The sequence below is a fragment of the Zavarzinia sp. genome (genome assembly GCF_049306435.1).
In the GTDB taxonomy this organism is placed as follows: domain Bacteria; phylum Pseudomonadota; class Alphaproteobacteria; order Zavarziniales; family Zavarziniaceae; genus Zavarzinia.
In genome coordinates, this window is the sequence record NZ_JBAQRT010000312.1 from 36,385 (window position 1) to 47,197 (window position 10,813).

Annotated in this window: 12 protein-coding genes; 3 read left to right on the forward strand and 9 right to left on the reverse strand. The window is 69.2% G+C overall.

What is annotated here, in order from left to right; genetic code table 11:
* Positions 1–77: 77 nt before the first annotated feature.
* The 5 genes from WAZ62_RS17425 to ftsE are packed head-to-tail and all read right to left on the reverse strand — an operon-like array spanning position 78 to position 3,571.
* Complete coding sequence (locus WAZ62_RS17425; protein ID WP_422644809.1) at positions 78–812, reverse strand: lysophospholipid acyltransferase family protein; 735 nt, start codon at positions 810–812, stop codon at positions 78–80.
* A complete protein-coding gene (locus WAZ62_RS17430) occupies positions 809–1,447 on the reverse strand; it encodes a YdcF family protein (RefSeq protein WP_422644810.1) in 639 nt (212 codons plus the stop codon). The genes WAZ62_RS17425 and WAZ62_RS17430 overlap by 4 nt, the downstream gene beginning before the upstream one ends.
* Positions 1,447–2,001, reverse strand: a complete 555-nt coding sequence (locus tag WAZ62_RS17435; RefSeq protein ID WP_422644811.1) for an HAD-IIIA family hydrolase — start codon at positions 1,999–2,001, stop codon at positions 1,447–1,449. Before WAZ62_RS17435 ends, WAZ62_RS17430 begins: the two co-directional genes overlap by 1 nt.
* A gap of 2 nt (positions 2,002–2,003) precedes the next feature.
* Positions 2,004–2,882: a cell division protein FtsX gene (locus WAZ62_RS17440; RefSeq protein ID WP_422644812.1), complete on the reverse strand. Its 879-nt coding sequence runs from the start codon at positions 2,880–2,882 to the stop codon at positions 2,004–2,006.
* Positions 2,883–2,896: 14 nt separating this feature from the next.
* Entirely contained in the window at positions 2,897–3,571 is a 675-nt protein-coding gene (gene ftsE, locus WAZ62_RS17445) for a cell division ATP-binding protein FtsE (protein WP_422644813.1), read from the reverse strand.
* 191 nt (positions 3,572–3,762) lie between these two features.
* Here ftsE and WAZ62_RS17450 point away from each other — a divergent pair, with 191 nt between their 5' ends.
* From WAZ62_RS17450 to WAZ62_RS17460, 3 genes are read left to right on the forward strand one after another with little or no spacing between them, the layout of a single operon-like run.
* A complete protein-coding gene (locus WAZ62_RS17450; RefSeq protein ID WP_422644814.1) occupies positions 3,763–4,428 on the forward strand; it encodes a DUF3426 domain-containing protein in 666 nt (221 codons plus the stop codon).
* Entirely contained in the window at positions 4,425–4,967 is a 543-nt protein-coding gene (gene hpt, locus WAZ62_RS17455) for a hypoxanthine phosphoribosyltransferase (RefSeq protein WP_422644815.1), read from the forward strand. The genes WAZ62_RS17450 and hpt overlap by 4 nt, the downstream gene beginning before the upstream one ends.
* Positions 4,968–4,976: 9 nt before the next feature.
* Positions 4,977–5,336, forward strand: coding sequence for a response regulator (locus WAZ62_RS17460; RefSeq protein WP_422644816.1), 360 nt, complete (start codon positions 4,977–4,979; stop codon positions 5,334–5,336).
* Between the two features lie 2 nt (positions 5,337–5,338).
* Here WAZ62_RS17460 and WAZ62_RS17465 read toward each other — a convergent pair whose 3' ends face one another.
* The 4 genes from WAZ62_RS17465 to WAZ62_RS17480 form a co-directional block, all read right to left on the reverse strand.
* Positions 5,339–5,725 (reverse strand): DUF1850 domain-containing protein, encoded by a 387-nt coding sequence (locus WAZ62_RS17465; protein ID WP_422644817.1) that lies wholly within the window; start codon positions 5,723–5,725, stop codon positions 5,339–5,341.
* Positions 5,722–7,776 (reverse strand): TRAP transporter permease, encoded by a 2,055-nt coding sequence (locus tag WAZ62_RS17470; protein WP_422644818.1) that lies wholly within the window; start codon positions 7,774–7,776, stop codon positions 5,722–5,724. The genes WAZ62_RS17465 and WAZ62_RS17470 overlap by 4 nt, the downstream gene beginning before the upstream one ends.
* On the reverse strand, positions 7,773–8,747 hold the full coding sequence (locus tag WAZ62_RS17475; RefSeq protein ID WP_422644819.1) for a TAXI family TRAP transporter solute-binding subunit: 975 nt from the start codon (positions 8,745–8,747) through the stop codon (positions 7,773–7,775). Before WAZ62_RS17475 ends, WAZ62_RS17470 begins: the two co-directional genes overlap by 4 nt.
* 130 nt (positions 8,748–8,877) lie before the next feature.
* A partial coding sequence (locus tag WAZ62_RS17480; protein WP_422644820.1) for a DUF4175 domain-containing protein occupies positions 8,878–10,813 on the reverse strand: 1,936 nt, incomplete at its 5' end.

The following is a 10,813-nucleotide window of genomic DNA, read 5'->3' on the forward strand; positions in this document are numbered from 1 at the left end:
CGTCGCGTCCGCCAAGTTATCCACAACCAGTGCTGGGGATCGCGACGAATGTTCCCGATTCGTATGGCACCCCATATCTAGGGGCCGGACGCACTGCGGGCAAGCGCGACAAGCGCATCGGAAGCGGCCTCGACCCGGGCCTCGAGGGTGGTCATGAACGGCTCCCGGCGCAGCCCCGGCGGGATCGGCGTGAGGAACTCGACGGTGATCGTGCCCGGCGGGCGCAGGAACTTGCGCCGCGGCCAGAACAGGCCGGAATTGAGCGCGACCGGGACGCACGGCAGGCCAAGCTGGCTGTAGAGCGCGGCGACCCCCGGCTGATAGGGGATCTTCTGCCCGGGCGCGACCCTCGTGCCCTGCGGGAAGATCAGCACGGAGCGGCCCGTGGCGACGGTCTGCTTCGCCTGGCGCACCATGTCCTTCAGGGCCTTGGCCCCGGCCGAACGGTCGATCGGAATGCCGCCCATGGCCGTGACGTACTGGCCATACAGCGGGATCCAGGTCAGCTCGCGTTTCAGCACGACCGACGGCATTCCGCAGATCGCCAGCAACTCGATCGTGTCCCAGGCCGACTGGTGCTTGGCGGCGATCAGCACCGGCCCCTCGGGAATTCGCTCGCGGCCACGGACCTCGACCCTGACACCGCAGATCAGCCGCAGGCCAAGGTTGATGCCGAAGATCCAGACCCGCGCCGCCCGAATGCCGAGCTGACGGGGCACCAGCAACATCGGCAGCAGAACCACCGTCATCAGGGCGGTCCAGACGTAGAAGAACAGGTTGAACACCGCAGAGCGCAGCCAGAGCAGGATCATGGAACGGACTCCGGCCGGGCGACGGCCTCGGATGGGGGGGGAATGTCCGCCACCCCGGTTTCGGCCCCGGCATCCATGTCGGCGACGCGCAGGCGGAACAGGGCGAGGACATATTTGGCGAATTCGAGAGGGGCGGTCACCGGCGGCAGGGTGCCGCTGTCGAAGACCCGCTCGGGAAAGACCGGATGGGGCACGAATTCCACCCCCGGCAGGACCCGGCGCAATTCGGCGAGGGTACGCGGCATGTGATAGGCGGCGGTGACGATGCGCAGGGTCTTCATGCCGTTGGCCCGCGCCCAGGCGGCCGCTTCGCCGGCATTGCCGATCGTGTTGCGCGCCTGATAGCCGAGATCGACGCAGCAGCGGAACAGCTCGTCGCCGATCGCCGGCAGGCGCTCGCGGATGTCCTCGGGCTTCGAATCGATGGAAACGCCGGAAATCAGCAGGCGCCGCGCCCGGCCATCGGCCAGCAGGACGGCGGCTTCGTCGAGACGGAGCGCGCCGCCGGTCAGCACGACGATGCCATCCGTTTGGCGCTGGGGCTCGGCGATGCTGGTCGGAATCCGGCCGAGGAACCAGCCATAGGCTCCCAGCAGGAACGCCGCGATCAGCAGGAGAAGACGCAGGCTGCGCATCACGCCCTTCCCTCGCCCCCCTCGACACCCAGAAGCCGGTCCACGGCCCCGACGATATCATCCGCGATGCGCAGCGGCATCACCTGCGCGGGGATCCCGGCCCCTTGAGTGGCCCTGCCCCGGCCGCCGCGAACGAGGATACGGGCGATGCCGGCCGCCGAGGCGGCCTGCAGGTCATCAAGGCAATGACCGATCAGCACCGCCTCGTCAGCTGGCACCCGCATTCGCCGCAGCAGCTCGCGGATCGCGGGCAGCGCGGCGGGATCGCGGCCATTGCCGCCGTCGACATGGCCGATGTGGTCGAGCCTGGCCCCGGTGGGGGCCAGAAGATCGCGCAGGTGATCATGCAGGCGATGCAGCATGGCCTCGTCCAGCGGCCCCCGTCCCAGCAGGGGCTGGCGGGTGATGACGGCGACCAGGATGCCGGCCCGGTTCAGGCGGGCGATCGCCTCCCCCGCGCCGGGCAGCAGGCGCATCTCGCCGGGATGGCGGATCGCCGGGGAGACGGCTTCCACCAGCACCCCGTCGCGCTCGATGACGACCAGCCGCGCCATGCCTAGACCATGCGGCGCAGGGCGCGCGAGACCGTCAGCCCGGCCGTCGCCGTCGTCAGCACGGCGACGGCGGGCGGGATCGCCAGCAGGGGCAGCAGGCCGCCGAGAAAATCGTCGAGCGAGGGCAGGAACGGCGAATCGAGCGAGCCGGCGAAGAGGGCGAGGCCATAGATGACGATCCCGGCCAGCACCACCCCGATGGCCCCGCCCACGGCGCCGAGGGCCAGGAAATGCAGCTGGAATTCCCGGGCGATCGTCGCCCCTCGGGCGCCCAGCTGATGCGCGATCTCGATGATGCCGTGCTGGGCATCGAGGCCCGAGCGCGTGGCGAAAACGACGACCGCGACCAGACAGAAGGCCACGAGGCCGACGATGGCATAGGCCGCGAGTTCGATCGCGCCCGCGACCTCGGCGATCTCCTCCATGCTGTCGATCGCCGCCTCCACCCGGGCGCCCTTCACGAGCGCGTTGAGGCGCGCGGCCAGCGCCGGCGCATCCAGCACCGCGCCAGGGGTGGAGGCGATATCGATCAGCACCGGCAGCGGCAGGTCGCCCACCGCGGCATCCCGGCCGAGCCAGGGCTCGAGCAGGCGCTGCATGGTCGGCATCGGCACGACCTCGGCGGCGATGACGCCCGGGGTCTCGGCCAGAAGATCGACCACCTTGGCCACCGTCTCGTCGTCGACGGCGCCGGCCTCGGCGGTCGGCAGTTCGACCGTGTAACGGCCGGCGAGTTCGGACTGGAAACTGGCCAGCGACCGGTCGATGCCGATCGCGCCCGTGGCGGCGAGGGTCAGCAGCAGCACCATGACGGCGATGATCGCCGGAACAAGGCGGGTGGACAGCGCCCCCCGGGGCAGAAGATCGAGACGTCCCAACATGTCTCCCCGCCCCCTCAGACCGGGCCGCCGGGCCGGCTGACCGCCAGTTCGCCGCGCACCAGGCGCAGCACCGGTGCACGGTGGCGTTCCATCATGGCGACGTCATGGGTGGCGATCAGGATCGTGGTGCCGATGCGGTTCAACTCGAGAAACAGATGCATCAAACGGTCGCCCATGTCGGGATCGACGCTGCCGGTCGGCTCGTCGGCGAGAAGCAGGCGGGGCCGGGCGATGACCGCGCGGGCGATCGCCACCCGCTGTTGTTCGCCGCCCGACAGCTCGGCCGGGGTCGCCCGCACCTTGTCGGCGAGGCCGACCCAGCTGAGGAGTTCGTCGACATGGGCCTTCACCTCGGCCTTCGGCGCCTCGGCGAGGCGCAGGGGCAGCGCGACATTGTCGAAGACCGAGAGGTGATCGATCAACCGGAAATCCTGGAAGACGACGCCGATCTGGCGGCGGAGTTCAGGCAGGGCCTGACGCGGCAGGCGGGTGAGATCCTTGCCGAAAATCTCGATCAGGCCGCGCGACGGCCGATGGGCGAGATACATCAGGCGAAGCAGCGAGGATTTGCCCGCACCGCTGGCCCCGGTCAGATAGGTCAGCGACCCACGGGGCAGCTCGAAGGAGACGTCGCGCAATACTTCATGGCCGATGCCATAGCGCATCCCGACATTGTCGAACCGAACCATACCTGCTGCCTGCTGCTGGAGTCGGCACCATGGCACGAAGCGACCCACGAGGCCAACCCCCTCGACAGCGCGCCCGGAAGGCCCGATCCTGTTTCAGCTCCGGTCCGTCGCCCGGGCTGCTCGCTAGGGCTGGCAGCAGGGCACGGGGTCGCCTATAAACGCCGGTATCCGCTTCTTCAAGTCGATCGCGCATGATCATCACCTGCCCATCCTGCAGCACCCGTTACCTGCTGCCCCCGGCTGCCCTCAGCCCGGCCGGGCGGGAGGTGCGCTGTGCCCGCTGCGGTCACCTCTGGTTCCAGCAACCGCCGGACGACATGCCCCATACCGTCGATCTGATCGAGCCGACCCGCGCGGCGGGCGGCGGCGGATCGAGCGTGGGCGGGCCGAGCCGCAACCTGCCCGGTCCGCCGCTGACCCATCCACGGCGTGGCGCGGCGCTGGGCTGGCTGTTGTTCTTCGTCGTCCTCGCTGGCGGCCTTGGTTCCGCGGTCGCCTTCCGCGACCAGGTGGTCGAAGCCTGGCCGCCATCGGGCAAGCTCTATGAACTCGTCGGCCTGCCGGTCGCCGCCTATGGCCTCGCGCTGGCCAATCCGACCACCGAACGCTCGAACGAGGGCGGCGCCGAAATCCTGACCGTGAACGGCACGGTTCGTTCGACCATCGATTCGGAACGGCCGGTGCCGCCGCTCTGGGTCAGCCTGCTCGACGACCAGGGCCGCATCCTGCGCCGTGAAATGGCCACGCCCGAGCCCAATCTTCTGCCCGCCGGCGGCGAGGCCCACTACAAGGTGCGCTTCGCCGCGCCGCCCACCGAGGCGACCCGAATCGCCGTCACCTTTGGAGAATCCCCATGACGAGGCCCGTGCCCCAGGGCAAGGCAGTGCGCGTATTGTTCGACGCCGACACGATCGATGTACGGACCCGTGAACTGGCCAAGGAAATCGTCGCCGTGATGGGCCTCGAATTCGCCGTCGTGCCGGTGCTGAAGGGCAGCTTCATGTTCGCCGCCGATCTTCTGCGCGCGCTTCATCTGGAGGGCGCCGAGGTCGAGGTGGATTTCGTCATCCTGTCGTCCTATGGCGACCGCACGACGAGTTCCGGCCAGGTCACGGTCCAGCGCGACATCTCGATCATCGTGCGCGGCAAGAAGCTGCTGATCGTCGACGATATCCTGGAATCGGGCCGCACCCTGTCCTTCGCCAAGGATCTGATGTCGGCGCGCGGCGCCGAGGTTCAGCTCTGCGTGCTCCTCGACAAGCCGAAGCGGCGCGAGAACAATCTTCAGGCCGATTTCGTCGGCTTCGAATGCCCCGAGCGCTTCGTCGTCGGTTACGGCATGGATGTCGCCAACTGCTTCCGCGAACTGCCGTTCATCGGCGTCGTCGAAGACTGAGGCCCGGCGATGGCCCGCATCCTTGTCGCCGAGGATGAGGCCGCGGTCGCGCAGTTCATCCTGCGCGCCCTGACCGGGGCGGGCCATCAGGTCAGCCTCGCGGGCGATGGTGGCGCCGCTCTGCAGATGGCGGGTTCACAGCGTTTCGATCTCCTGCTGTCGGACATCCGGATGCCGGTGATGGACGGGCTTGCCCTCGCCCTCGCCCTTGCCGACGAACAACCGGACCTGCCCATCGTGCTGATGACCGGCTATGCCGCCGAATACGAACGGGCGGAGGATTTCCAGGGTCTCGTCGCCGGCCTCGTGCTGAAGCCCTTCTCGCTGTCCGACCTGCTGGCGGCGGTCGAGGCGGCGCTGGCGCGCTGACATCAGGGCGCGCAGGACGCCAGGGTCACGCCGACGTCATCGGCGATGCCGCCGGCAAGACGGCCAAGCGGCGAACAGCTTCCCCCGACGCACAGGCGGTAGTCCGGCACGACGCCCGACCGGGCGAGATGCACTTCCCTCTGTCGCGGCAGACCGGGGCGATAGGCCCAGCCACCATCGATCCGCCTTGCATCCGCCGGCACTTCCATCCCCGCGCCCGAGCCGGCGACGCGGGCTTCGATCAGATCGAGGCCGCCTGGGGTCACCACCCAGTCCTCCTGCCATTCGATCTTCTCGACCGAGTGGACCCAGGCCAGGGTAAAGCGATCCACCTCCAGCCGCGCCGCCAGAATGTGGCCGGCGAGCAGCAGGCAGAGGCCGGCGCTCACGCCCCTGCCCGCCGCCGCTCCAGCATCTGCAGCAGCACGAAGACGGCGGCGAGGGCGAAGCCGATCTCGTCCGACAGGGGCGTCGACAGCACGAGGCCGATGGCCCCGCCGACCGCGACCGGCATCTGCCACAGAGGCACAAGCGTCAGGCCCCAGCGGATCGCGACCGCGCCCCACAGGCCGATGGCGACCAGCGCCCGCAGCATGGCATAGGCGATGGCCAGCGGATCGTCGCTCTGCCCGATCAGCGCCGTGTCATAGACCGCCATGAAGGGCACGACATAGCCGGCCAGGGCGATCCTCGTCGCGATCCAGCCGATTTCCATGTGACCGGCCCGCGCGATCGACGAGGCGGCGAGGGCGGCCAGGGCAACGGGCGGCGTCAGATCCGCCATGATGCCGAAATAGAAGCAGAACATATGCGACGCGATGGGCGGCACCCCCATGTGCATCAGGGCGGGCGCCGCGATCGACGAGGTGATGATGTAATTGGGAATGGTCGGCAGCCCGGTGCCGAGCACGAGGCAGGCGACCATGGTCAGCACCAGGGCCAGCATGAGATTGCCATCGGCCAGGGCGACGATACTGCCGGCGAGGCTGGAGGCGATGCCGGTCAGGGTGGTGACGCCGATCAGCACGCCGACGAGGGCGCAGGCGACACCGACCCCCAGCGCATTGCCCGCGCCATCGGAAAGGCTGGACAGGATGAGGCGCAGCGCCGCGCGCCCGCCCCGGAAGAAGGCGGCGGCGGTCGCCAGCACCAGCATGGCGATGCCGGCCACGGTCACCGGCGACATGCCGCCTTCGATCGCGCCGCCGGCGAGGAGCCCGAGCACGATCCAGAACACGAAACGCTGGACCGCGGTACCGAGGGCATCGCGGGCCACCGATTGACCGAGGATCAGACACACCGTGGCGAAGAGGCCGATGACCCCGGCGAAAAGCGGCGTATAGCCCGAGAACAGCAAGGTGACGAGCGCGGCCAGCGGCAGCAGCAGATACCAGCCCCGGCGCAGCGCCTGCAGCGCGCTGGGACACTCCTCGGCCGTAAGACCTTTCAGGTCGCGGCGCCCGGCTTCGAGATGCACCATCCAGAACACGGAGGCGTAATAGAGAATGGCGGGGATGATCGCCGCCCGGGCGATCTCGGCATAGGCGACGCCCAGGGTTTCGGCCATGATGAAGGCGACGGCGCCCATCACCGGCGGCATGATCTGCCCGCCCATGGACGCCGTGGCCTCGACCGCGCCGGCGAAGGCCGGGCGATAGCCGAAACGGGTCATCAGCGGAATGGTGAACTGGCCCGTGGTCAGGACATTGGCGACGCCCGAGCCATTGATGGTGCCCATCAGGCCCGACGAGATCACCGCGACCTTGGCCGGCCCGCCCTTCGCCCGCCCGACGAGGCCGAGGGCCACATCGTTGAACAGTTTCACCATGCCGGCATGTTCGAGAAAGGCCCCGAACAGCACGAAAAGGAAGATATAGGTCGCCGAGACGAAGGTCGGCGTGCCGTAGATCCCCTCGGTGCCAAGAAAAAGCTGGTCCACCACCTGTTCGAAGGTGAAGCCCCGATGCGCGAGGCCGAAGGGCAGATGCGGCCCCAGCAGGGCATAGGGAATGAACACGCCGCAAAGGATCGGCAGGGCCAGGCCCATGATGCGCCGCGCCGCCTCGAAGACGAGGAGAATGGTGGCGCAGCCGACCACGATATCCATCACCTCGGGCTCGCCCGCGCGCAGGATCAGGTCATGCTCGAAGACGACATGATAGAGCCCGAGCAAAAAGCCGAGCCCGGCCAGGCCCCAGTCCCACACGGGAACACGCCGAACCCCCTGCCCCGGTCGCAGCCCGAACAGCATGAAGGTCATCGCCAGCAGGAAGCCGACATGGATCGAACGGACGGCCAGGCTGGACAGCGGGCTGAGCGCCGCCGTCCAGATCTGGAACAGGGAAAACAGCGTGCCGACGACGGCGACGATCAGCGCCGCCCGGCCCTCCAGCCGGGCGTGGGCCGGTGCCTCGCGGTCGACGACGGAAGCCGCCGTCACGCCAGGCCCTTTTCCTTGTAGAAGCGAAGGGCCCCGGGATGCAGCGGCACGGGTCCCATGGCCGCCCCGGCATCCAGCTTGATCCCCTTGGCCGCGGCATGGGCTGCCACGAGGGCATCGAGATTGTCGAACAGCGCCTTGGTCATGCCATGGGCGAGATCATCCGAAACCCCCTCGTGGCTGACCAGAAGGTTGCGGATCGTCGCCGTGGGCACGGCGGCCTCCTGGCCCGAATAGGTGCCGGCGGGAATTTCGCCCGTCTGATAGGCGGCATCGCCAACGGCCGCGACGGTCTCGGCGGGGACCGGCACGACGATGATCGGGATCGAGGCCGCCAGGTCCTTGATCGAGCCGACGCCGAGCCCCGCCGACTGCAGGGTGACATCGATCTGGCGGTTCTTCATCAGATCGACCGATTCGCCGAAGGGCAGATATTCCACCTTGGCGAAATCGTCATAAGTCAGGCCGGCGGCCTTCAGGATGGCGCGGGCGTTCAATTCGGTGCCGGATTTGGGCGCGCCGACCGAGATGCGCTTACCCTTCAGGTCGGCCAGGGTCTTGATGCCGCTTTCGGCGTTGGCGACGATCTGGACGAAGTTGGAATAGATGGCGGCGATCAGGCGCAAGCGATCGAGCTTCACCTTGAAGCCCGCCTCCTCGTTGCCGGCGACGGCGGCGCTGGCGGCATCGGCGAGGGTGAATCCGATCTCGCCCTGGCCCTTCTGCAGGAGGTTCAGGTTCTCGACCGAAGCCTTGGTCGCCTGCACGCTGGTCTTGGTGCCGGCCACGGTCTTCTCGATCGCGCCGGCCAGCGCGACGCCGATCGGGTAATAGGCGCCGGAGGTGCCGCCGGACAGGACATTGACGAAAGTCTCGGCCCGCGCCCGCGAGATACCCCGGGCGCCGTAAGCCAGCAGGCCGACCCCGGCAGCCAGAAGCCCGCGCCGATTGATATACGGCAAGTTCATCATCCCGATTCCTCCCGTGCCGGCACATCTTGTGGTGCCGTTCATCCCCGTCGCCTGACTGCGTCAGCCTGTCGCAACAGGTGGACAGCGTGCGACCGGGCGGCGCCCCTGTCCAGCCTCAATGGCGGAAGGATCAGAAACGCTCGATCAGGCGGCGGATGTAGTCCAGCTCTTCCTCGCTGCGCGTGCGGTCGCCCGAGCGGCGCTGCAATTCCTCGAGGATTTCGCGCACGCGTTTGGCCTCCGCTTCGGTCGGCACGCGGACATCCTCGCCATTGCCGAAGTTCTGCCCCGGACGCGGCCGGCCGAGGGGATCGCGCTCCCCGCCCGGCTTGTCGCCCGCGGCGCCCTGCCCGCGCGAGACGCCCAATTGCCGCGCCATCTGTTCGCCCATGGCCTGCAAACCCTCGCGCAGGGCATCGAGCGCCTCTCCCTGGGCCGCAGCAGCAGCGGCGGGATCATTGCCGGCAAGGGCGGAGCGGGCGGCATCCATCGCCCGGTCGGCCCGGGTCAGGGCATCGGGCAGCGGCAGACCGGCCTCGCCGAGACGGCCGAGGACATCGCCCAGCTGACGGCGCAAGGCTTCCTGCGACCGGGCGAGATCGGACAGGCCACCGCCCTGGCCGCCCCCCTGCCCGTTCTGGCCCGGCTTGCCCTGGCCTGGCTGACCCTGGCCCGCCTGGGGCCGGCCCTGGTCGCCCGGGCGGGGCTGGCCCTGCTCGCCGGGCATTCCGGCGTCGCCGTCCCGGCGCTGCTGTTCGGCGAAGGACTGGTCGCGCAGCCGGCTCTGCTCGCGCAGCATTCCGCCCATCTGCTCCATGCTTTCGCTCAGGGCCTTGCCGGCGGCGGCATCGCCCGGCCGCGAGGGCATGGCCTGCAGGTTTTCCAGCATTTCGCGCAGTTGCGACAACATCTGGCGCGCCGCCTCGCGCGAGCCGGTTTCGGCCGCGCGCTGCGCCTCGTCCAGCATCCGCTGGATATCGTCGCCCGTGATCGCCTGACCGTCCGGCGCGTCGCGCAAGTCGCCGGCATCGAGGCCGTTCCGCATCGCTTCCTCGGTCAGGGCGCGCAGATATTCGTCCATGGCGGCGCGCATTTCCGCCATCAGGCGGGCGATCTCGGCATCGGAGGCGCCTGAATCGAGCGCCTGTTCCAGCGCATCCTGCGCCGCGCGCAATTGCGCCTGCGCCCCGCCGACCCGGCCCGAATCAAGATCGAGGGCGATCGCCCAGAGAAGCTCGACGACCTCCATGTCCTGAGTGCCGTCGCGGTGACGGAGGAGTTTCAGAACCGCCATGCCGAGGCCGAGATAGACCGCCTTCCGCTCGTCATAGGCGCCGACATCGTCGGCGATGCCGGCCAGAACCTCGGCGACCTTACGCCGGTCGGCCGGATGGGCGACCAGTTGCTTGCGCGCGGCGACGATCGCCCGCGCCACCGGGTGGCGGAACGCCCGCTCGGGCAGGGCCAGGGTGACGGGATCGGATTCCCCGACCTGGCCGAGGGCATCGCTCGCCACGAGGACGGCGGTCACATCGAGCCCGGCCCAGGGGCTGGCGGTCAGGTCGCGAAAGGCGGTGCCCCGGGCTTCCGGCCGGCCGGTGGCGCCGCCCAGCGGAATGACCAGCGGCTCGCCGACGCCGGCCAGGCGAAGCTGCAGATTGACCGACTGGACGCCGTAATCGTCGACGGCGGCGAAGGCGATGCGCAGGGACTTCTGTTCGGTCGCCGCGGGCGGCGCGGTGAAGGCGACGACAGGCGGCGCATCGGCCACCACCTCGAGCGGCCAGGCCGCCATTTCGCTGCCGCCGCCGACGAGGGCGAGGCGATCCGCCGGTTGCACCGGCACTTCGCCGGCGAAAGTGCCATCCTCCACGGCATCGAGCGGGGCGATGGTCTGGCCGAAGGCAATGGCGCCGCTGCCGACGCCATAGAGCCGGGCCATCACCGTCGCGCCCGCGGTCACCCGCAGCCGCTCGCCCGGGGCAAGGCCCTGACCGCCGAGATAGATGGGAGCGAGACGGGTATAGGCCGGCGGCGTGATCCAGGCGGTGAAGCCGACCTCCACC

Excerpts from the sequence above, each read along its gene's own strand:
- WAZ62_RS17435 (WP_422644811.1), bottom strand. The coding sequence starts at position 2,001 with ATGGCGCGGCTGGTCGTCATCGAGCGCGACGGGGTGCTGGTGGAAGCC.
- hpt (WP_422644815.1), top strand. The coding sequence starts at position 4,425 with ATGACGAGGCCCGTGCCCCAGGGCAAGGCAGTGCGCGTATTGTTCGAC.
- WAZ62_RS17430 (WP_422644810.1), bottom strand. The coding sequence starts at position 1,447 with ATGCGCAGCCTGCGTCTTCTCCTGCTGATCGCGGCGTTCCTGCTGGGA.
- WAZ62_RS17460 (WP_422644816.1), top strand. The coding sequence starts at position 4,977 with ATGGCCCGCATCCTTGTCGCCGAGGATGAGGCCGCGGTCGCGCAGTTC.
- WAZ62_RS17440 (WP_422644812.1), bottom strand. The coding sequence starts at position 2,882 with ATGTTGGGACGTCTCGATCTTCTGCCCCGGGGGGCGCTGTCCACCCGC.
- WAZ62_RS17425 (WP_422644809.1), bottom strand. The coding sequence starts at position 812 with ATGATCCTGCTCTGGCTGCGCTCTGCGGTGTTCAACCTGTTCTTCTAC.
- ftsE (WP_422644813.1), bottom strand. The coding sequence starts at position 3,571 with ATGGTTCGGTTCGACAATGTCGGGATGCGCTATGGCATCGGCCATGAA.
- WAZ62_RS17475 (WP_422644819.1), bottom strand. The coding sequence starts at position 8,747 with ATGATGAACTTGCCGTATATCAATCGGCGCGGGCTTCTGGCTGCCGGG.
- WAZ62_RS17450 (WP_422644814.1), top strand. The coding sequence starts at position 3,763 with ATGATCATCACCTGCCCATCCTGCAGCACCCGTTACCTGCTGCCCCCG.